13 protein-coding genes are annotated in these 22,667 nt (G+C 64.3%); 9 read left to right on the forward strand and 4 right to left on the reverse strand.

Annotated elements, in window-relative coordinates; all coding sequences use genetic code 11:
• Positions 1 to 443 precede the first annotated feature (443 nt).
• The 4 genes from prpF to prpB all read right to left on the reverse strand — a co-directional run bounded on the left by prpF (position 444) and on the right by prpB (position 6,394).
• Positions 444 to 1,634 (reverse strand): 2-methylaconitate cis-trans isomerase PrpF, encoded by a 1,191-nt coding sequence (prpF, locus tag ACO1XS_RS08190; protein WP_486390396.1) that lies wholly within the window; start codon positions 1,632 to 1,634, stop codon positions 444 to 446.
• Between the two features lie 79 nt (positions 1,635 to 1,713).
• Positions 1,714 to 4,314 carry a Fe/S-dependent 2-methylisocitrate dehydratase AcnD gene (acnD, locus tag ACO1XS_RS08195; RefSeq protein WP_486390397.1) on the reverse strand — a complete coding sequence of 867 codons (2,601 nt, stop codon included), beginning with the start codon at positions 4,312 to 4,314 and terminating at the stop codon, positions 1,714 to 1,716.
• Positions 4,311 to 5,480 (reverse strand): bifunctional 2-methylcitrate synthase/citrate synthase, encoded by a 1,170-nt coding sequence (prpC, locus tag ACO1XS_RS08200; protein ID WP_331568683.1) that lies wholly within the window; start codon positions 5,478 to 5,480, stop codon positions 4,311 to 4,313. The genes acnD and prpC overlap by 4 nt, the downstream gene beginning before the upstream one ends.
• Positions 5,477 to 6,394, reverse strand: a complete 918-nt coding sequence (gene prpB, locus ACO1XS_RS08205; RefSeq protein ID WP_486390404.1) for a methylisocitrate lyase — start codon at positions 6,392 to 6,394, stop codon at positions 5,477 to 5,479. Before prpB ends, prpC begins: the two co-directional genes overlap by 4 nt.
• 211 nt (positions 6,395 to 6,605) lie before the next feature.
• Between prpB and prpR the strand changes: the two genes are divergently transcribed.
• The 9 genes from prpR to ACO1XS_RS08250 all read left to right on the forward strand — a co-directional run.
• The gene (gene prpR / locus ACO1XS_RS08210; RefSeq protein WP_486390398.1) at positions 6,606 to 8,582 is read left to right on the forward strand and encodes a propionate catabolism operon regulatory protein PrpR; all 1,977 of its coding nucleotides are present in this window, start codon (positions 6,606 to 6,608) and stop codon (positions 8,580 to 8,582) included.
• Positions 8,583 to 9,221: 639 nt separating this feature from the next.
• Positions 9,222 to 11,948 carry a bifunctional glycoside hydrolase/polysaccharide deacetylase family protein gene (locus ACO1XS_RS08215; protein ID WP_486390399.1) on the forward strand — a complete coding sequence of 909 codons (2,727 nt, stop codon included), beginning with the start codon at positions 9,222 to 9,224 and terminating at the stop codon, positions 11,946 to 11,948.
• On the forward strand, positions 11,945 to 15,859 hold the full coding sequence (locus ACO1XS_RS08220; RefSeq protein ID WP_486390400.1) for a tetratricopeptide repeat protein: 3,915 nt from the start codon (positions 11,945 to 11,947) through the stop codon (positions 15,857 to 15,859). The genes ACO1XS_RS08215 and ACO1XS_RS08220 overlap by 4 nt, the downstream gene beginning before the upstream one ends.
• A gap of 68 nt (positions 15,860 to 15,927) precedes the next feature.
• The gene (locus tag ACO1XS_RS08225; RefSeq protein ID WP_331568691.1) at positions 15,928 to 16,479 is read left to right on the forward strand and encodes a penicillin-binding protein activator LpoB; all 552 of its coding nucleotides are present in this window, start codon (positions 15,928 to 15,930) and stop codon (positions 16,477 to 16,479) included.
• A 26-nt stretch (positions 16,480 to 16,505) separates the two neighbouring features.
• On the forward strand, positions 16,506 to 17,933 hold the full coding sequence (locus ACO1XS_RS08230) for a PelD GGDEF domain-containing protein (RefSeq protein ID WP_486390401.1): 1,428 nt from the start codon (positions 16,506 to 16,508) through the stop codon (positions 17,931 to 17,933).
• The gene (locus tag ACO1XS_RS08235; RefSeq protein ID WP_486390402.1) at positions 17,926 to 18,960 is read left to right on the forward strand and encodes a tetratricopeptide repeat protein; all 1,035 of its coding nucleotides are present in this window, start codon (positions 17,926 to 17,928) and stop codon (positions 18,958 to 18,960) included. The genes ACO1XS_RS08230 and ACO1XS_RS08235 overlap by 8 nt, the downstream gene beginning before the upstream one ends.
• The gene (gene pelF, locus ACO1XS_RS08240; RefSeq protein WP_331568697.1) at positions 18,957 to 20,588 is read left to right on the forward strand and encodes a GT4 family glycosyltransferase PelF; all 1,632 of its coding nucleotides are present in this window, start codon (positions 18,957 to 18,959) and stop codon (positions 20,586 to 20,588) included. The genes ACO1XS_RS08235 and pelF overlap by 4 nt, the downstream gene beginning before the upstream one ends.
• Entirely contained in the window at positions 20,588 to 21,961 is a 1,374-nt protein-coding gene (gene pelG, locus ACO1XS_RS08245) for an exopolysaccharide Pel transporter PelG (RefSeq protein ID WP_173255665.1), read from the forward strand. The genes pelF and pelG overlap by 1 nt, the downstream gene beginning before the upstream one ends.
• A gap of 11 nt (positions 21,962 to 21,972) precedes the next feature.
• A partial coding sequence (locus tag ACO1XS_RS08250) for an endo alpha-1,4 polygalactosaminidase (RefSeq protein ID WP_486390403.1) occupies positions 21,973 to 22,667 on the forward strand: 695 nt, incomplete at its 3' end.

The following is a 22,667-nucleotide window of genomic DNA, read 5'->3' on the forward strand; positions in this document are numbered from 1 at the left end:
CGAAGCCTCCTGTTTTGGAATGGCCTCGATCGTATTTCGGGGAAAGAGACGCCCGATGCGTTGGAACGAACAACGATGCGGCAGTACGAACGAACCGCCGCTTTATGCTGAACGACTCCACGCGTTCATCGCCGGCCGTGCGGGTTGAGGAGGAAAGACATGCCAGTTGCCATCGGGATGGCGAAACAGCAGCAGCGTCACGGTCCCCGACGGACGATTCGCTTGCACACGCACGCAGCGGCTCGGTCGCGGCGTGCGGGAGGGCACCTGGCGGGCACTCACGCGCGTGAGATCCACTGGGCCGAGCCATTTCTCGACCAGTCTTCGTAACGAACGCTCTACCGTTGCCATCGTCGGTCTCCGGCTATAACGGCCTTCATGCTAACGGTAGGGATCGAACACGCGCGATGAGAAATTTCGGAATGTGCCCATCTCGAAGCGGTCTATGACGCAGTTTCCGGCACGCGCACCCATCCTTCCATCAACACGCGCGCACTGCGGCTCATGACCGCTTTCGTCACGGTCCATTCGCCATTTCGGCGGCTTGCCTGCGCACCCACGCGCAGCGTGCCCGATGGATGGCCGAAGCGCACCATCTCGCGCTCGCCGCCGCCGGCCGCGAGATTGACGAGGGTGCCGGGAATCGCCGCCGCCGTCGCGATTGCCACCGCGGCGGTGCCCATCATCGCGTGGTGCAGCTTGCCCATCGACATCGCTCGCACGAGCAAATCGATATCGCTGGCCGCCACGCGCTTGCCGCTCGACGCAACGTAATCCGCTGGCGTGGCCACGAACGCGACCTTCGGCGTATGTTGCCGGCTCGCGATCTCCTCGGGCGTCGCGATGAGTCCCATGCGCCACGCTCCGTGCGCGCGAATCGCCTCGAACATCGCGAGTGCCTTGGCGTCCCCGTTGATGGCGTCCTGCAGCTCCGTGCCCGTGTAACCGATTGCGGCGGCGTCGACGAAAACGGTCGGAATGCCGGCGTTGATCATCGTCGCCTTCAAGGTGCCGAGGCCTGGCACGTCGAGATCGTCGACCACGTTCCCCGTCGGAAACATCGCGCCGCCCGCGCCGTCTTCGTCGGCCGCCGGGTCGATGAATTCAAGTTCGATCTCGGCAGCCGGAAAAGTCACGCCATCCAGTTCGAATGCGCCTGTCTCCTGGACATGGCCGCCGGTCATCGGTACGTGGGCGACGATGGTCTTGCCGATGTTCGCCTGCCAGATGCGTACCGTCGTCACCCCGTCGCGCGCAATGCGTTGCGCGTCGATCAGCCCGTTCGCGATCGCGAACGGACCGACGGCAGCGGAAAGGTTGCCGCAGTTGCCGCTCCAATCGACGAAAGGCCGATCGATCGAAACTTGTCCGAAGAGGTAATCGACATCGTGATCGGCGCGGGTGCTCTTCGAAACGATGACGGTCTTGCTCGTGCTCGACGTGGCTCCGCCCATGCCATCGATCTGCTTGCCGTAGGGGTCGGGGCTGCCGATCACGCGCATGAGCAACGCGTCGCGGGCCGGGCCGGGAACGCGCGCCGCCGCGGGCAAATCCTGCAAACGAAAAAATACGCCCTTGCTCGTGCCGCCGCGCATATAAGTCGCGGCAATCTTGATCTGCGGTGCGTGAGTCATGAATGAGGGTGTCCTGGAAGAATCGACGGTACCGGTTCGTCGGACCGGTACCGCCTAAGCACTGCATCGATCCTCTCGATCAGAGCGGCGCCGCCGTGGCCGATTCGAGAAAATCCTGCGCGAAACGCTGCAGCACGCCGCCTGCTTCGTAGATCGAGACTTCCTCGGCCGTATCGAGCCGGCACGTCACCGGAACAGCCACGCGCTCGCCGTTGCTGCGATGGATGACGAGCGTCAGATCGCTGCGCGGCGTGCGCTCGCCGATCACATCGAACGTTTCCGTGCCGTCGATGGCGAGCGTCTTGCGATTGACGCCGGGCTTGAATTCGAGCGGCAGGATGCCCATGCCGACGAGGTTGGTACGGTGAATGCGCTCGAACCCCTCGGCAACGATCGCTTCGACACCCGCCAGACGTACGCCCTTCGCCGCCCAGTCGCGCGACGATCCTTGTCCGTAATCGGCGCCCGCGATGACGATGAGCGGTTGTTTGCGCGCCATGTAGGTTTCGATGGCCTCCCACATGCGCGTCACGTTGCCTTCGGGCTCGATGCGAGCGAGCGAGCCCGCTTTGACCTTGCCGCCTTCGACGACCATCTCGTTGCGCAGCGTCGGATTGGCGAACGTGGCGCGTTGTGCCGTCAGGTGATCGCCGCGGTGAGTCGCGTACGAGTTGAAGTCTTCTTCGGGCAGGCCCATTTTGGCCAAATACTCGCCTGCCGCGCTCGTCGACAGAATCGCATTGGACGGCGAGAGGTGGTCCGTCGTGATGTTGTCGCCCAGTACGGCGAGGGGCCGCATGCCCGCGAGTGAGCGCTCGCCGGCCAGCGCGCCTTCCCAGTACGGCGGGCGCCGGATGTAGGTACTGTCGGGGCGCCAGTCGTAAAGCGGATCGGTCGCGTCGTTCGATTCCACCGAGAGTGCGAACATCGGTTCGTACACCTGACGAAAATGCTCGGGCTTCACACTGGATGAAACCAGTGCATCGATTTCCTCGTCGCTCGGCCACAGATCTTGCAACGTCACGCGCCGGCCGTCGGGTGTGACGCCGAGGGTGTCGTTTTCGATATCGAAGCGAATCGTGCCGGCAATGGCATAGGCCACGACGAGCGGCGGCGAAGCGAGGAACGCCTGTTTCGCATACGGATGGATGCGGCCGTCGAAGTTGCGGTTGCCAGAAAGCACGGCCGTGGCAAAGAGGTCGCGTTCGACGATCTCGCGTTGGATCGCCGGATCCAGCGCCCCCGACATGCCGTTGCACGACGTGCACGCATAGGCCACGACGCCGAAGCCGAGGCGTTCGAGCTCGGGCAGCAGGCCCGCCGCTTCGAGGTAGAGCGTCACGGCCTTCGATCCGGGCGCGAGCGATGTCTTCACCCACGGCTTGCGCAGCAGTCCGAGCCGGTTCGCATTCCGTGCAACGAGCCCCGCCGCGATCATGTTGCGTGGATTGTTGGTGTTCGTGCAGCTCGTGATGGCGGCGATGATGACGGCGCCGTCCGGCATCGCGCCGGGCTCGTCGTCCACCTTGCCGGCGATGCCGCGTGCGGCGAGCTCGGCGGTCGGCACGCGATTGTGTGGATTCGAAGGTCCGGCGATGTTGCGGGTGACGCTCGAGAGGTCGAACGTGAGCGTGCGCTCGTAGACCGCGCTTCCCAGGCTGTCGGCCCACAGGCCCGTCGTTTTCGCGTAGGTTTCCACGAGCGCCACGAGTGCTTCGTCGCGGCCCGTCAGCTTGAGGTAGCGGATCGTTTGATCGTCGATATAGAACATCGCGGCCGTTGCGCCGTACTCGGGTGCCATATTCGAGATCGTCGCGCGATCCCCAAGCGTGAGGCGCGATGCGCCCTCACCGTGGAACTCCAGGTAAGCCGACACGACCTTCTGCTGGCGCAGGAACTCGGTCAACGCCAGTACGATATCGGTCGCTGTGATGCCGGGTTGCCGCGCGCCCGTCAGTTCGACGCCGACGATATCGGGCAGGCGCATCCACGAAGCGCGACCCAGCATGACGCTTTCGGCCTCGAGCCCGCCCACACCGACGGCGATGACGCCGAGCGCATCGACCATCGGCGTGTGCGAATCCGTGCCGACGAGCGTGTCGGGAAACGCCACGCCGTCGCGCACCTGCACCACGGGGCTCATCCGCTCGAGATTGATTTGATGCAGGATGCCGTTGCCCGGCGGAATCACATCGACGTTGCGAAAAGCCCGCTTCGTCCAATCGATGAAATGAAACCGGTCTTCGTTGCGACGGTCCTCGATGGCGCGGTTCTTCGCGAATGCATCGGGGTCGTAGCCACCGCATTCGACGGCGAGCGAATGATCGACGACAAGCTGCGTCGGCACGACCGGATTGATCATGGCCGGGTCGCCGCCCCGGGCCGCGATGGCATCGCGCAAGCCCGCGAGATCGACGAGCGCGGTTTGACCGAGGATATCGTGGCAGACGACGCGTGCCGGAAACCAGGGGAAATCGATCTCGCGCTTGCGTTCGATCAACTGCGCGAGCGCGGCTTCGAGCAGCGCGGGCTCGCACCGGCGCACGAGATTCTCGGCGAGTACGCGCGACGTGTAGGGCAGCGTGTCGTAGGCGCCGGGCACGAGCGCGTCGACGGCGGCGCGCGCGTCGAAGTAGTCGAGACCCGTGCCGGGTAACGGTTTGCGATAGGCGGTATTCATCGGCGTTGTTCGATCGGCACGAACTTCAGGTTTTCCGGGCCGGTGTAATTGGCGCTGGGGCGGATGATCTTGTTGTCGATCCGTTGCTCGATCACGTGCGCGCTCCAGCCCGAGGTGCGGGAAATCACGAAGACCGGCGTGAACATCGCCGTGGGGACGCCCATCATGTGATACGACACGGCGCTGAACCAATCGAGATTCGGGAACATCTTTTTCGCGTCCCACATCACCTGTTCGAGCCGCTCCGCGATATCGAAGAGTTTCGTGTCGCCGGCTTCCTGCGAGAGCTGTTTCGCCACCTCTTTGATAACTTTATTGCGCGGATCGGAGAGGGTATAGACCGGGTGTCCGAAGCCGATCACGACTTCCTTGGCTTCCACGCGGCGACGGATATCGGCTTCGGCTTCATCTGGCGTCCGGTAGCGCGATTGGATCTCGAACGCCGCCTCGTTCGCGCCGCCGTGTTTGGGCCCGCGCAGCGCGCCAATCGCGCCGGTGATGGCCGAGTACATATCCGAACCCGTGCCGGCAATCACGCGGCCCGCAAACGTGGATGCGTTGAATTCGTGCTCGGCGTAGAGAATCAGCGAAGTGTGCATCGCCCGCACCCACGACGGGCTTGGGGGCTTGCCGTGCAGCAGATGCAGGAAGTGACCGCCGATCGAATCGTCGTCCGTTTCGACTTCGATGCGTCGGCCATTGTGCGAGTAGTGATACCAGTAGAGCAGCATCGAGCCGAGCGAAGCCATCAGCCGATCGGCAATGTCGCGCGCGCCGGCTGCGCTGTGGTCGTCCTTCTCGGGCAGCACGGTGCCGAGCACCGAGACGCCCGTACGCATCACGTCCATCGGATGCGCGCCGGCCGGCACGCATTCGAGCGCGGCCTTCACGGGCGAAGGCAGACCGCGCAGCGCCTTGAGCTTGCGCTTGTAGGCCGCGAGCTCCGCGGCCGTCGGCAATTGTTCGTGTACGAGCAGATGGGCGATTTCCTCGAATTCGCAAGCCGTGGCGACATCGAGAATGTCATAGCCGCGGTAGTGCAGGTCGTTACCGGTGCGGCCCACCGTGCAAAGCGCGGTACTGCCCGCGCTGACTCCAGACAGGGCGACCGATTTCTTGGGCTTGAATGAACCTGCCGCGAGCGCGTCCTTGCCTGCTTCACTCATGATTTTGTCTCCGAATGCTCCGATGGCTTGCTGGCGGCGAACAGCGCGTCGAGCTTCTCCTCGTACGCGTGATAGCCGAGATAGTGATAAAGGTCCGCGCGCGTTTGCATCGTCGGGACGGCCGCCTTCTGCGTGCCGTCGCGCATGACCGTCTCATAGAAGTTGAGGGCGGCCGCGTTCATCGCCCGATAGGCGCCGCAGCAGTAGAGCGCGATGTCGACGTTGGCCGTCTTCAACTCATCCGTCGTGAAAAGCGGCGTGGAACCGAACTCGGTCAGGTTGGCGAGAATCGGGACCTTGACCGCCGCCTTGAAACGCCGGTAGTCGTCGAGCGTTTTCATCGCTTCGGGGAAGATCATATCGGCGCCGGCTTCAACATAGGCCACGGCACGTTCGATCGCTGCGTCGAGCCCTTCGGTCGCAGCCGAATCGGTGCGGGCCATGATGACGAACGCATCGTCCGTGCGCGCATCGACCGCCGCCTTCACACGATCGACCATCTCGGCGGCCGGCACGCATTCCTTGCCGGGGCGATGCCCGCAGCGCTTTTGTCCAACCTGGTCTTCGATGTGCACGGCCGCGACGCCGGCCTTGATGAACGAGCGCACGGTGCGCGCGATGTTGAATGCGCCGCCCCAGCCCGTGTCGATATCGACGAGAAGCGGCAGCGAGCAGGCATCGGTGATACGACGCGCATCGATGAGCACGTCGTCCATCGTGCTGATGCCGAGATCGGGCATGCCGAGCGAGTTGGCGGCGACGCCGCCGCCCGACAGATAAACGGCTTTGAAGCCGACGGCTTCGGCCATCTTCGCCGCGTACGCCGTGATCGCGCCGACGACCTGCAATGGGCCCTCGGCCGCAACGGCAGCGCGAAATCGCGCGCCTGCGCTCGTCGATTGCTGTGAGGTTATGTTCAATTGAATCGCTCCGTATGATCCGGTGCCTGCAATGCAAGGTGTGGGCCAGGGTAAATCGTCTTTCGTAAGCTGCTGATTATGCGGGAAAGTCGTCTCTGGTATGTGCGCGTCACGTTTCATATTTGAAATCCGCGATTTCAAATATGGCGATGACGGATCATAATACGCCGTACTCTCCTTCCGTCGACTTCAAGCGGGATCCGCGTTGAGCCATTTTCCACCCGATCTTTCGCCACGGCCCGTCATCTGGGCGTTCGGTATCAGCCGACTGCGCGAACTTTTCTTCGAAATCGTCGGCGAATACGAGGCGCGTGCCGAGATCCGTGTCATCGCCAGTGCTTATGACGACGCGGTGCGCGAGGTGCGCGAGGGCGGTTCGCGACCGCCGGATGTCGTCGTGGCTGGGGGCTCCAACGCCGCCTATCTGAGGACGCGCGTTCCCGTGCCGGTGGTGCAAATCGGTCCGACGGGACTCGACATCATGCATTCGCTGTCGCGCGCGCGGTGGCAATCGGCCTCGGTTGCGCTCGTGAGTCCTGGCGAGACCCCGCCCGAGATTCGCAACTTCGTCACGGCGTTTGGGCTCGACATCGTCTTTTCGTCGTACCGCTCGGCGCAAGACGCTCAGGCGTGCGTGCTCGAGTTGCGCGAGCGGGGCGTCGAGGTCGTCGTGGGCCCCGGTCTCGTGACCGACCTGGCCGCCGCGGCGGGAATGGGGGCGGTCTTTCTCTACTCGCACGCTTCGGTGCGCGCTGCCTTCGATACGGCGCTCGAAGTGGCGCAGGCCACGCGCGGCGAAGCCCGCCGCCGCCAACATATCGATAATTTGCTGCAACACCTTCGCGACGGCGTCGTGGCTCTCGATGCCCAGGGGCGAGTCGAAGCGATCAACCGGCCGTTGGCGGCGGCGCTGGGCATCGACCCCGCGCTCGCGGTGGGGCAGCCGCTGGCGACGCTGGCGCCCGATGTCGTCGCTGCGCTGCCGGACGCACATGGCGATGCATTGCTGACGCTGCGCGGCGTCAGCTACCTCGTGCACCGCGGGCCGCTTGCCGATGCCGGCGAAGCGCAAGGCGCGGTGCTCACGTTTCAGGAATCGCGGGCCGTGGAGCGGCTCGACCGGACGCTGCGTTCGGCGCAACTCGGGCATCGATTTGCGGCGCGCTATCGACTCGAGGATCTGGTGGGGCGCAGTGAGCCGATGGAGCGTGTGCGCACCCTCATGCGCCGCTACGCAAAATCGGATGCCACGGTGCTCGTGCTCGGCGAAAGCGGCACGGGCAAGGAGATGGTGGCGCAGGGCATGCATCGCCTCAGTGCGCGCCGCAAGTTTCCGTTCGTCGCCATCAATTGCGGGGCATTCCCCGAAGCGCTGCTCGAGAGCGAGCTCTTCGGCTACGAGGAAGGCGCATTTACGGGCGCTCGCAAGGGTGGCAAGGCGGGCTTGATCGAAGCCGCGCATCGCGGCACGCTTTTTCTCGATGAGATCGGGGAAATGCCGTTGCCGCTGCAAAGCCGGCTGCTTCGTGTGTTGCAAGAGCGCGAGGTCGTGCGGCTCGGTGCGACGGAGCCGACCCGAATCGATATCCGCATCGTCGCGGCTACGCATCGGTCGTTGGCCGATGCGATCGAAACGGGCGCATTTCGGGCGGATCTCTATTACCGCCTCAATATTCTCAGCATCGCCCTGCCGCCATTGCGCGAGCGAACAGAAGACATCGTGCCGCTCGCCGCGCAGCTCCTACTGCAGGCGGCGCAGCGCGAGCCCCGGCTCGCGAACCGCGTTCGGGAAATCGAAGCGGCCGAGCGCCTGATTGCCGACATCGACCAATCGTTGCGCCGCTACGGCTGGCCGGGAAACGTCCGCGAGCTGCAAAACGTGGTCGAACGGATTGCTGTCGAGCTGGCTGACGCCGACGGCCCGGACGCCATGCTCGAGCCCCTGGGGAGCGAGGCGATGCGGGCCATCGTGCCCGAATTGTTCGTGCGAGCGCGCCGGGGCGAAGTCGAGACCCGGACGCTGCGGGAGCGCAGCCGTCATATCGAAGCGGACGAGGTTCGAGCCGCGCTCGCGGCGTGCGGGGGCGATCGCGAAGCCGCCTGCGCGATGCTCGGCATCAGCAAGACCACGCTCTGGCGCAAGCTCAGTGTCGTCCCGCGCGCGGACGGTTCGGCCGACTGACCGGGGGCCCGTGACCGCCGCTGCCGATCAGTCGGACGGCACCGGGTGTCTCCTTTTTGACGAATCGGACTATTTAAATCGCGGATTTGCAAAAAAAGTTCGTCCGACCCGCAATTGAAAAACGGTAATTTGTGCTATTCGAATTGCGTGCGCAAACGTTGTCGTGCGCTAGCCTCAGCGCTCGTGCGGCAGGCTGGGCGCGGGTCTATGGCATGCGACGCAAAGTAAACGAGCGATTTTTGCAAACAATGGTTTCGCAAACGTTTTCCTCCGCGCGCAATGCGTTTTGCAATTAGGGAATTCGCGAAAAACGGTAACAAAGGTTTTACTTTTAAGATGAATGTCGGCTAGAATCTGCCCGATTCTGGTGCTGACTGGTTGAGCCTCCTTGCGAGGGGCGCTGTTGCTTGCTCGCGGGAAACACATTCCTCCGGACTTTCGATTGGATGCGCAAGCGCTTCCGGCGCTCCGCGGGGAGCCTTGTTGTCTGTGAAAACGGAATTGGGTAGGGCTGAAGGCTGATGCGCTCGGACCAGCGCGGATCAGGGCCCGCTTCGCAAAAAAATTGCTACGGGGCAAGCGTTGAAGACACGGCGGAGAAAGGTTGCGGGAGGCGGCGCACCGAAGCGTAGCTCGACGATGGGTGGCTTGCGCGGGCTGACGGCGACTTTCATTCTGGCGTCCGGTTTGGCGGCCAGCGCGGTTTCGGCGAGCGCCGGCGCGGCGGCGCCCACTGTCGGCGCGCGCTCGCCTTATCCGTCCGTCAACGTTGCCTTTTTCAATGGCGCGCATTTGCCCGTCGATGCCTTGCAGGCGTTCGATGCGGTCGTCGTCGATCCTTCGTCCGGCTTCTCGCCGTCGGCGCATCCGCTGGAGCACACCGTCTGGGTCGCGCGCGTCACCGCGACGGCCGCCGGCGAGCCGGCCGAATTCGTGGCACGCGAAATCGCGCCGCTCTGGGCGAGCGGCTATCGAGGCTTCCTGCTCGAGAGCAAGGCTGCGATCGCTGCATTCGATGCAATACGGTCGGCCCATCCGGAGGCCCGCCTGCTGATTGGCGGCCCTGACGCCTTGGCAGCCGCGACGCCGCATGGGAGTACGGTTTATGCGGTCGTCGGCAGCGCCCTCGTGCACGGTTGGGACGACGACAACGTGCGCTCGACGGATATTTCGGAATCCGAACGAAGCCGCCGCGTAGCCGAGGCCCAGGCCTTCATGCGTGCGAGTGGCGTGCCTGTCGTCTCGCTCGAATTCTGCCCCCGTACGGACCGCGAGTGCAGCCGCGCCACGGCCGCGCAGGTCGCGGCCACGGGCGTCACGCCGTATGTCACCGATCAGGCGCGCGATGTCGTCGGGATCGGCGCCATCGAAGTCGTGCCGCGCAAAGTACTCGTCATTCAGGACACCGCGCCGGACGCACCGCTCGATCTTTCGCCCGGTGTGCGGGATCTGGCCACGCCGCTCAATTACCTTGGTTACAGCGTCGAGTACGCAAACGTCAACGACGCCCATCTGCCGGAAAACGTGACGCCCGACCGCTATGCGGGCGTCGTTGCCTGGTTCGAGGGCGCCGGTGTGCACGATGCCGATGCCTGGCGCCGCTGGCTCGATGCGCGCATTGCGAGTCATGTGCCCGTTGCGGTGCTCGGCCAATTCGGCTTCGACGCGGCCGGCGACGACGGCGCCAACCTCGACCTGAGCCCGGTCGCGGGCCCCTTCGCCGGACATGTCGACGTGGTTGCGCGCGATCCGATGATCGGCTTCGAAATCGATCCGGGCCTCGAGGCGCGCGATGTTGCCGGCGTCAAGGCCGGTGCGCACAGTCGTTCGCTGCTGCGCGCCCGGGCAGGCAGCGAGATCGTCGATCAGGCAGCAATCACCCCATGGGGCGGCTTCGCGTTGAGCCCCTACACCGTGGTGCCGCTCAATGGCATCGACCAGGAGCGCTGGGCGATTCAGCCGATGGCGTTTTTGACGGCGGCGCTGCGCCTGCGGTCCATTCCTTCGCCGAGCGTCACCACGGAGAACGGCCGGCGATTGTTCATGGTGCACGTGGACGGCGACGGCTTTGCTTCGCGCGCCGAGTTTCCCGGCGAGGACTACTCGGGCGATGCGCTGTACGACAGGGTCTTCACACGCTATCGCGTCCCGATGACGCTCTCGGTCATCGAGGGCGAAGTCGGCCCGGCCGGGCGCTACCCTTCGATATCGCCGCGGCTCGAGGAAATCGCGCGCAAGATGTTTGCGCTGCCCTATGTCGAGATCGGCTCGCACACCTTTTCGCACCCGTTCGACTGGACGCTCGTCGATGCCAAAACCGGCACGCGGGTCGACCGCGGCGGCGGCGACACGGCGTTCTCGCTCGATATTCCGCACTATCAGTTCAATATAGATCGCGAGATTAGCGGCTCGATCGACTATATCGACACACGGCTCGCGCCGCCGGGAAAGAAGACGGTGGTGCTGCAGTGGCCCGGCAATTGCCAGCCGCCCGCGATCGTCGTGCGGAAGGTGGCCGCGGCCGGCGTCGCGAACATCAACGGCGGCGATACGGTCATCACGAAGCGCGCCAACAGCTGGACGAATATCGCGCCGATCGGCGTCGACAAGGGTCCCGGGGCGTATCAGATCTATGCGCCGAACCAGGACGAGAATGTCTATACGAACGATTGGCTCGGGCCATTCTATGGCTTTACGCGCGTACTCGAAACGTACGATATGACCGAGCGGCCGCTGCGGTTCAAGCCGATCGATGTCTACTTCCACATGTATAGCGGCACGAAAATCGCGTCCTTGCGTGCGCTCGACGAGATCTTCTCGGCTGTCCTCAAGCAGCCTGTCCTGCCTGTGCATATCACGGACTACACGGAGAAAGTGCTCGATTGGCGTACGTTTGCCGTGGCGCGCAGCATCGTGCCGGGCAGCGACCAGTGGGTCGTGCGCGGCAACGGCGCCGTTCGCGAGGTGCATTGGCCGGACAACAGCCGGCCCGATATCGGGCGCTCGCCCGGCGTCACGGGCTTCGCTCCGGGGCCGGACGGCACCTACGTCCATATCGACGACGGCGCCGCGGTGATCACGTTCGACGGCGCGGCAGGCGCGGCCACTCCCTATATCGAGCAGGCCAACGGTTTCGTGCGGCATTTCGTTCGGACTGCTCACGGTATGGCGTTCGAGTTCGGGGGCTACTACCAGCCGTTCGTAAAGCTCGCCGATGCCCGGGCATGCCGTGTGCGTGTCGGCGGCAAGCCCGTCACCGCGAGCGGCAACGCGGGCGAACTCCGTTTCGATGTACCCGCTGTAGAGGGATCGCATGTGACTTATCGACCTGTCGAGATCGACTGCGAGCGAGGTGGCCTCAAGTGAGCACGACCAACGCTCAACCCCCGCGCATCGCTCCGGCTTGGCTGATCGCGCTGCTTAGCGGCGCTGTCCTCGGCGCGCTCTACCTGGTTACGCCGCGAGGCGATATTCGGCAGCGCGTCGAAGCGACCGGTTCGCCGAGCTCGCTCAGCGTCGCTTATCTCGAAGCGTGGTCGCGCGTGCAACCCGATAACGAGACCTTCATGACGGTGCTCGCATCGCAATATGCGCACCTGGGCCGTGTCGACGACGCCGAGCGCATGGCCGAGCGCCTCGACACGCTGCGCTCCGACGATGCGCACCGCACGGCGGCATTCGTGCGCGTGGCGATCGCCGAGCAGCGCTATTTTGCGCTGAGCAGTGCCGATGCACGCCGTCCGGCCGCACTCGCCGAGTGGCGAGCCCGCATTGCCGCGGCGGCGAAGGTCGCCCGTGCGGAGAAGGACTTGTCCTGGCTGGCGACGCGTGCCGCCGCATCCGGCGATCCGCGGCTTGCAGCGCAGCTCTATGCACAGTTGTCGAACTCCGACTCCCATGGCCGGCCGCAATGGGACACCTATGTCGCGCGGTATGCGCTCGAAGGCGGCGAATATCGCCTCGCCGCCGCCGCATGGTTCCGCAAGCAGGATGCCGCACGCGATCGCGACGATGCGCGCCGCTGCTTCCTGTCGGGGATCGGCGCGTTGCGCGCCGGGAATCTGATGGATGACGCCGTGGCGGCGGCCGAGACACATCTCGGCTCGCTTGCCGACGATCCGGCTACCCTCGTCGAACTCGTCAATCTCGCGCGGGCCGCGAACCGCCCCGATGCGGTCGATCGCTTCGCAAAAATGCTCGCGAAGTATGCGCAGGCAGATGGCGCGCCGACGCGCGGAGTCTCGCAGCAGCGTGCCTACGCCTATATGGATGGGCCGCTGCCGGCACGCGGCGCGCAATGGTCCACACGTGCAGTGGCTGCCATGCACGGCGCGCAAATGGATGGCTATGGCGTGATTCGTATCGCAGCGACGGCCCCCGCTCCGGCGGCTGACAACGCGCATGCGAGCAAGGCCAAGCCGACCCCCGCCGACGTCGCCTATGGTGCATTCGTCGAAGCGGGCGATATGGCCAGCGCCGAGCAGCTCGCGAAAGCGCAGGTCGAACGCAACCCGGGTTCGGCGTTGTGGACGCAGCGTCTCGCGCAATCCGCGCAATGGAATCGCGATCCCGCGGTCGCGCTGCATGCATGGCTTGCGTACGCACGCATCAGCAACGATCCCGCCGCGTGGGGCAACGTCCTGCGCATGGCGCCCATGCTCGACGACGACGAAGCGTACCTTGCGGCCGCCGAACGCGATGCACGAGCCGCGCCCGGAGATATGAAGAAGGTCGACGCGGTGACCGCGACGCTCGAACGGCTGGGACGTCCGGATCAAGCCATTGCCTTTTTGCGTTCGCTGCCGCGCGGCAAGAACGCGGACGCACTCGATACCCGCATCGGGCAGTTGGCCGAGCGTGCCGGTCATGACGATGTCGCGCTCGATGCTTATCGTTCGGCACAGACTCATCGGCCTCGCAATGTCGATGCCGCGCTGCGAACGGCGAGCGTGCTCTATCGCAAGGGGGACTACCGTGGCGCGTTCTCGGCATTGCGTGCCGCGAGCCCGGCCGCAACCGACAACGATGCGGTCTACTGGCGCAATTACGGCGAACTTGCGCGCCTGCTCAAGCGCGACGACGAGGCGAATCTGGCCTACCGCCACCTGCTGGCCGGCAAAGCCGCAACGCCCGACGATCTCGGCGACATGACGCATTTCTACGAGCCGTACCCGATCGATGCGGCGCGCGTCGCCGAACTGCGTTTCAGGCGTGACCACAGCATGCTCGCGTTGCAGGACGCGATCTACTATTACACCGAAGCCGGCGCGACGGATCGCATCGGGAAACTGTTCGCGAGCCTCGACGCGAGCGAGCGGCAAGCGGTGCAGACCTCGCCGGCCGTACTGAGCGCGCGCGCGGAGTATTACCGTCTGACCGGGCGGCCCGGCGAGGCAATCGCCGATCTTCGTGCCGCGCTGAGCCTGCCCGGTGCCAACAGCGATACGCGCTCAGCTTATTTGTGGATGCTCGTCGACTACGGTTCCGACGCGGAAGTCGCCGAGGCATTGCGGCGTATGCAGGGCCGCGAAGACACGAGTGCCGCGATGTGGGGACCGTTGGCCGCTGCGGCGATGCGGTTGCACAAGCCCGTTGTCGCACTCGGGTATCTGCGGCGTCAGTCCGCCTCGCTCTCGCGCGATCCGCTGTGGTTGCTGACGTATGCCGATGCGCAGGAGATGGCCGGGCGCAGTGACCTCGCGTGGTCCATCCGGCATAAAGTCTGGCTGCAACTGGCACGCGATCGAAACGTAACGGGCGCTCCGGACAGCGCGCGTCAGTCGACGCGAGCGACGCGCGGCGCGCGGCCCGCCGAGGTCGTCGATGAGCTTCGCGGGCGGCGCGTTGCCCTGTCGACCACGTTCGCGACCGGCGATGCATCGCTCGCCATGCTCGACGATCTGCTCGCGGGCGATAAGCGTAACAACGTGCCCGAAGCGTCGCGTTCGCTTTTGGGGACGGTCGACGGTTTGCCGGGTCCGGGCACGCTCGATCGGCGTGAGCTCGCCCACAATACGCGCCTGCGTCATGCGGTGGCAAAGGACGTGGCGATTGCCTGGGCGTTGTCGCGCGAGGCCAATCCGCTCGCCAAGCGCTGGCTGGCCCAGCAGTATGCGGCACGCTTATCCCAGCCCGTCGATTCGCAACTCGCGATTGCGCTGGCCGACAACGACGAAGCGCAGATGAAGCGCTTGCTCGATGAAGCGCGCTCGCGCTTGCCGCTCTATGAGCGGATCGACGCGGCATCCGCGATCGATCGTCCGGGCGAGGCGCAGCATCTCGCCTTTACCGGTCTCGAAGGCGCGCCCGCCGACGACGAACTGCACACGCGCCTCGTGGACACGATGCTGGCGTGGCCGCAATCGATCGACGCGTCGGTCACGAACCACGTGGAGCATCCGCTCGACTATGTCGAACAGACGCTCGCGGCGAGCCGCAAGCTTTCCGACCGATACATGGTGGGGGTCGAGGGCGTGCAGCGCTTCATGCGCTCGACCGATCAGTCTCAACTCGTCAACGTTCCGAGCACCGAGCGCTCGATTGCCTTCAGCCTGCGCAGACAGACGCTCGATTCGATGTTCGCGGTCACGGGTGGCCGGCGCGAGGCGCTCAACAGTTTCTATACGCTGCAGCTTGCCGCGCAGGCCGGCCGCAACGGCCCGCTCGAGGTCGGCTTGCGGCTCGGACGCAACCAGACTGTCGACGAGAATCAGCTGCTGTTCGTGGGCGGCATGAAAGATAATGCGATCGGCGATTTCACGTGGCGCCTGACGCAGCACATTTCGCTGACGGGTAACGTGGACGCGAGCCGTTTTTACAGCCAGAGCCGCAACTATCTGGGCAGCGGGTTACTGACCTCGGGCGAGCTCAGCTACCGCATTCGCACCAATTACCCTGATTACACGCTGCGCCTCGTCGGCGCGCACGGCGACTATCACGCGAGCGGCAGCGCCGACGATCTCGTGACGAGACTCGTGCCGATCGCGAATCGGCCCGTCACGGCAAGCGATCTGATGCCGCAGACGTATACGCAGTACGGGCTTTTCTTCGGTTTCGGAGACGACTTGCGTACGCGGTACACGCGTGCCTGGCGGCCGTTCCTCGACGTCGGCATCATGCACGACTCGAATCAGGGATGGGGGCCGGGCGGCAGTATCGGGCTCGCGGGGTCGGTCTTCGGCGGGGATCACGCCGCGCTCTTCTTCGAGCATCAGCGCGTGTCGAGGCAGGGCACGCCGGTGACGCAAATCGGCGCGCGTTATAGCTGGTTTTACTGATCGTTTCATCGATCCGGCAAGCGGTTTCGAATCTAGCAGAATCAACAGAGTCAACAAGGAGTCATTCGATGAGCAACAACAAACGGTGGGGTCGTTCGCTGCAGTGGATCGTCTCGCTCGCGATGTCGGTCCTCGCGCTGGGCGCATGCAGCTCGATCAGGCAAACCGCTGCGCCGGCACTCGGCGTGCAGGATTCGATCGCGGTCGTGCCGATGGTCAACTATACGGAAACGCCGGCGGCGGGCGGCAACGCGGCGGCTATCGCGGCGGGTGTGCTGCGCACGAACGGATGGAGCGATGTGCGTATCGCCCCGGCCGACGAATCGTCGAGCGCGATGTTCGATACCGCGCAGCGCGAGAACGGCGAAAAGAAGCTGGCCTGGGCGCGTGAGCAGCACGTCAAGTACGTGCTGAGCGGCGCCGTCGAAGAGTGGCGCTACAAGACCGGCGTGGACGGCGAACCCGTTGCCGGCGTGACGCTCGAGCTCATCGATACCGCCTCGGGCCGCGTGGTCTGGAGCGCGACGGGTACGCGCACGGGATGGAGCCGCTCGAGCCTCTCGGGTGTAGCGTCGACGTTGATCGGCGGCTTGCTCTCTCCGCTGCGTCCGCGTTCGTAAGTCCATACACGGATCAGGAGCCGATCGTGAACACCGTCAGCCCATCGCATGCGGGCAGCTCATCGAAGCCGCGTCATTCGAACCCCTTCGGAAATCTCGGGCGTTTCCGCCGCTTCGTCGCACCGGCCGTCGCGCGGCCGCTCGCGATCGTGGAGACGGTCGCGTTCATGCTCGTGGTGCTGGTACTTGCGCGCGTCATCGCGCCCGAGGATCCGTTGCTTGCCCATGCCGGCTTCGGCTGGCTGTGGATCGCGCCGCTCATCATCGCATTGCGCTACGGCACGCTGCTCGGTCTTCTGGGCGGCGCGATGGTGACCGGGGCCGCGATGTTCGACGCGCATACGTTCGAAGCCGCCTGGCAGACGCCTTTTCTACTGGGTGGTCTCGTCCAAACGATCGTCGCGGGCCACTTCGGCGATACCTGGGGCAATCGCGCCGCGCGCGCCAGTGCGCTCAACGATTATCTGAACGATCGTCTGGTCGCGTTGACGAACAGCCACTACTTGATGCGCCTGTCGCACGAGCGGCTCGAAAAAGATCTGTTGACCAAGCCGACCACACTGCGCGACGCCATCACCGAACTTCGACGCCTGTCGGTCACGCGCAGCGCCGAGGGCGAGATGGCCCGGCCCGCCGCTACTGATGGTAAAAACGCGGCGATCGTCGGTGCGCAAGCGCTGCTCGAGTTCGTGGCACAGGCTTGCCAGATCGACGTGGCGGCGCTTTATCCGGTCGAGAAGGGCCATCTGGCCAGCCGGCCGCTCGCGACGATCGGCGATTCGTTCGAGCTCGACGGCCACGACCCGTTGCTCGTGCGCGCGCTCGAGAGCAAGCACATCGCGCACGTGCACGGCAACGAAGACAACGCCGTGGCCCGGACCGGGCTCGTCGTATGCGCGCCGCTCGTGGCGGCCGACGGCAGCATGCCTGCGATGCTCGTGATCAAGCGGATGCCGTTCCTTTCGCTCAATTTCGAAAACCTTCAGTTGCTGCTCGTGATGCTCGGCTACTACGCCGATGGCGTCGAGCATGTGACGCTCGTGGACAGCGTGTTGCGCGACGTGCCGGCGTGCCCGGTCGATTTCGCGCTCGAGCTCGCGCGGCTTTCGCGGCTCGAACGCGAGTGCGGGATTGCATCGTCGCTCGTCGCACTGGTGTTTCCGCGCGACGAAGCCGGCGATTCGCTCTATGAACACGTGCTGCGCCGCCGGCGTTCGCTCGATCTGATCTGGCCGCTCAGGACCCCTAACGAATCCGTCATCGTCAATCTGATGCCGGCGACCGACGGCACGGGCGTCGACGGCTACCTCGCGCGCATCGAGGGCAGCCTCGAGGCCCAGTTCCGCGTCGACTTCGAGGCGGCGCGCATCGGCGTGCATACGCTGCATCTTGCCGATGGCGAACCGGGCCGCGCGCTCGCGCGCTTTTTGAAACGAAGCGGCATCGATGGCTAAGACCACTTCCCTTTCGCGCACGCTTTGCGCCGCGGCACTTGCGGTGACGGCGGCGCTCGAGTTCTTCCTGGGCTGGCGCGTGATCGCGGATGGCCAGAGCCTGTCCGTGCTGCCCGATCCGTTCCTCACGCTGGTCGCACTCACGTTCGGCTTCGGCATCGTCGAGGCGTGGCTCGTGCGTGCGATTTTGCCGGACACCTATCGCGAACCGCGCGGTTGGACGCTGTTGTGGCTGTGGCTCGCATGTTCGCTCGTGCCCGTGCTCGGCGGCCTCGTGGTGCTCGTGGGCTGTATCTGGGCGGCCTGTTTTCCGGCCGAGGACACCTCGCGGCGCTATGGTGAAGTGGCGCGCCCGCAGTTCGTTTCCTATCTGATCTCGCGCGTCTCGCATGGGGGCGGCGCGCGTTTGCAGGCGCGGCTCATCAACACACGCGTCGCCGCGCAAGACAGATTGTCGGCGCTCGTGGCGATTCAGGGTATGCCGACGCGCACCACTGGAGCGCTGTTGCGCGAGTTGCTCGCCGACCCGATCGAGGACGTTCGCCTCATTGCGTACGGGGCGCTCGATCGTGCGGAGAACGAGATCATGCAGCAGATCTTTCGCACGACGAAGCTGCTCGAGCAAACGCCTGAAGGCGCACGGCACGAGCGTCATGTCATGCACCGCCAACTGGCCGAGCTCTACTTCGAACTGATCTATCAGAACCTCGTACACGGACCGGTTTACCGCCATACGCTGACACAGGCCGATCAACATGCCCAGGCGGCGCTGGCGATAGACGACAGCGACGCCGCGCTCTGGTTGATTCGCGGCCGCGTCGCGCTCGTCAGCAACAATGCGGAAGAAGCGGGGCGCTACATCGACTGGGCACAGACGCGCGGTTTCCCGCGCGAGCGGCTCGTGCCGTGGCTCGCCGAAATCGCCTATCTGCGCGGCGAATACGCGCGCGTTGCCGAGCTGCTGGGTTCGCTCGGCAATACGGCGGCCGTACCGATACTCAAACCCCTGGTGCGCTACTGGTCATGAATTCGTCATTGCTTCGTCGTGCGGCCGATGCCGACGTCTGCCTGCTGCTCGAGGGCACGTTTCCCTATGTCCGCGGAGGGGTGTCGAGCTGGGTCGACGGCATGATCCGCGCGTTCCCCGATATTCGCTTTGCGATCGCATTCATCGGCAGCCGCAGGGAGGATTATGGCGATCCCGCATTTGCGTTGCCCGAGAACGTCGTTCACTTCACGGAGCAGTTCCTCTACGAGCAAAAGCCTGCCGACAATGAGACGGCTCATGAAATCGCAGGCGATGCGGATGCCTTCGCGCACTCTGCGCGGCTGCATGCGGCGTGGCGTTCGGCGGACGCGGCGGACGGCACGGCGCTGATGACGGAGGTCGCGAAGCTGATCGGCGACGATGGCCCGCTCAACGAAAAGGCGTTTCTGTCGAGCCGCGCGTCTTGGAACTACATCGTCGATCAATATCGGGAAAACTGCACGGACCCGTCGTTCACGGATTACTTCTGGACGGTGCGGATCATGCACCAGCCGCTGTGGCAGCTCGAGCGAATGGCGCGCACGTTGCCGCCGGCGCGCATCTACCACACGATATCGACCGGCTATGCCGGTTTTCTCGGTACGTTGCTGCACTACCGGACCGGGCGTCCCCTGATCGTTTCCGAACACGGCATCTACACGAAAGAGCGCAAGATCGATTTGTTGCAAAGCGATTGGATCAGCGATAACCGCGGCGCCTTCGAAAAGGACGTCTCGAAGATCAGCTATTTCCGCGAGCTGTGGGTGCGCTTTTTCGAAGCGCTCGGACGCTTGTCGTACGATGCGGCCGATGAGATCGTGGCGCTTTACGAAGCCAATCGAAAGCGCCAGATTGCGGACGGTGCCAACGCGGCGATCACACAAAACATCCCGAACGGCGTCGATGTGAAGTCTCTTTCGACGTTGGTCGAGCGCCGCTCGACGGGCAAGCGGCGTGTCGTCGCGCTCGTCGGGCGCGTCGTGCCGATCAAGGACGTAAAGACGTTCATCCGCGGCATTTTCATCGCGTCGCGGACGATGCCCGATATCGTCGCGTGGATCGTCGGCCCTGAAGAAGAGGACCGCGACTATGCCGAGGAGTGCCGCGCGCTCGCGCAAAGCCTCGGGTTGGCCGATCGTATCGAATTTCATGGGTTCAAGCGCATGGACGAGATGCTGCCGTCCATCGATCTGATTGCGCTTACGTCGATCAGCGAGGCGTTGCCGCTCGTCGTGCTCGAAGGGTTCGCCGCGGGCGTGCCGGCCGTGACGACCGACGTCGGCGCATGCCGTCAATTGATCGAAGGCGACGGAGCCGAAGATGCCGCGCTCGGGTCCGCCGGCGCGATCGTGCCGATCGCCAATCCGGCGGCGTTCGCCCAGGCCGTGCTGGATATGCTGGGCAACGAGGCGCAATGGGAGCGTGCGCAGCAGGCGGCCATCGCTCGCGTGCACCGGTTCTATACCAAAGAGAAGATGATCGAGCGATATCGCGCACTGTATGAAAAGCTGCGCACCCTGCCGGAGCGCGAACGGCGCGGGCTGGACAAAGCCAAGGGTTGCCCGATGCATGCGGGCGGCGCGGCTCACGCGCCATCGTCCACTTCGTCGACACCGGGAGCGCGCTGATGGCTGGTATCGGGTTCGAACTGCGCAAGATATTGAAGGGCGATACGCTCGCCGGTGCGGCGCGGGCATATGCCTACGCGGGTCTGATCAGCTCGGGTCCGCTCATTCTGTCGATTCTGGGCATCCTGATCATTGGCCTGATGAGCGTCGGCTACACGATTCCGCGTTACGCGATCGTGCAGTTCCAGGTTTCGGTCACCTATCTGATCGCATGCAGTCTGATCGTCACCGGGCCGTTGCAGCTTTCGTTCACGCGCTTCATCTCCGATCGCTTGTTCGAAAAGCGCGACGATCTCGTGCTATCGACGTATAACGGCGTGGTGCTTCTCTCGAGCGCCGCGTCGGGCCTGGTCGGTCTGCTCGCTGTCGGCCTCGCGTTTCGCGGCGAGCCGCTCGCTTATCGGATGCTGATGGTGGCGGGCGGTGTGGTGATCAGCAATATCTGGGTGGCCGTCATTTTCCTGTCGAGCGTCAAGCAGTACCGGCAGATCTTGTTCGTGTTCGTCCTCGGTTACGCGTGTACCGTCGTCTTTTCGTTGCTGCTCAACCGGCAAGGTATCTCGGGGCTGCTGGGCGGCTTCGTGGCGGGGCACGTGGTATTGCTGGCCGGACTGTCCGGCCTCATTTATCGCAACTACCGCAGTCCCCGGTTCATTTCGTTCGAGATGCTGGACCGGCGCTTCGCTTATCCGAGCCTTGCGCTCGTCGGGCTGTGCTTCAACGTCGGCGTCTGGCTCGACAAGTTCATGTTCTGGTATGCGCCGAGTACGGGCGCGCAAGTCATCGGTCCGCTGCACGCTTCGGTGATCTATGACATTCCCGTGTTCATGGCCTATATTTGCGTGATGCCGGGTATGGCTGCGTTTCTCGTGCGCATCGAAGCCGATTTCGTCGAATACTACGATGCGTTTTATGAAGCCGTGCGACGCGGCGCGACGCTGAGGCATATCAACGATATGCGCGACATGATGGTGACGAGCGTGCGGGCGGGCTTGTTCGAAATCGTCAAGATCCAGACGGTCGTGCTGCTCTTCGTCGCGGTGTTCGGGCCGCGTCTGCTTCAGGCGCTGCATATTTCGACGCTTTACATGCCGTTGCTACTGATCGACGTCATTGCGGCGAGCCTGCAGATTCTTTTGCTGGGGATCCTCAATGTGCTGTTCTATCTGGACGAGCGCCGTGTCGTGCTGCGCATTTGCGTGGCATTCGTCGCGCTCAACGGAACGCTGACGGCGATCACGCTCTGGATGGCGCCCGATTATTACGGCTATGGGTTCGCGTTGACGCTGCTGATTCTCGTTGCCGTGTCCGTGCTCGCGCTCGATCGCATCTTCGGCCGCCTCGAGTACGAGACGTATATGTTGCGCAACTGAGGCGAGGGTTCATGCCGGGACGAGTCAATCGAGGGCTGACGCGAGCGTTGGCGGTGCTCGTTTCGTTCATGGCGGCACTCACGCTTGCACCGACGCGTCAGGCACACGCCGAGGATCGCCGTATCGGCGAGCCCCGCTTCGATTCCGTGGCGTTTTTTTACGGCGATCGTGTGCCTGTCGATCGCCTCTCGCATTTCGATGTAGTCGTGGTCGAGCCCGATGCCGCATTCGATCCGCGAGAGCATGCCGGCGCTGGGCCGCAATGGTTCGCGTATGTGAGCGTCGGGGAGGTATTGGCGAATCGCAATTATTTTTCCGCCATGCCGCGACGTTGGCTGACCGGGCGCAACAAGGACTGGGACTCCGCGATAGTCGATCAGTCGGCGCGCGGGTGGCCAGCATTCTTCGTCAGACACGTCATTACGCCGCTCGCGCAACGCGGGTTTCGCGGCTTTTTTCTCGACACGCTCGACTCGTACCAGCTGATTGCCAAGAACGAGCATGACCGCGCGCGGCAGCGTGCCGGCCTCGTCGCAGTGATTCGCGCGATCAAGAAGCGCTATCCCGATGCGCATTTGATTTTGAATCGCGGCTTTGAAATATTGCCCGAGGTGCACGATCTTGTTTCGGCGGTGGCATTCGAATCGCTTTACGGCCGCTGGGATCAGGGCAATCGCCAGTATGGCGAGGTGCCGCAGGCGGACCG

This window comes from Trinickia sp. (genome assembly GCF_057351765.1).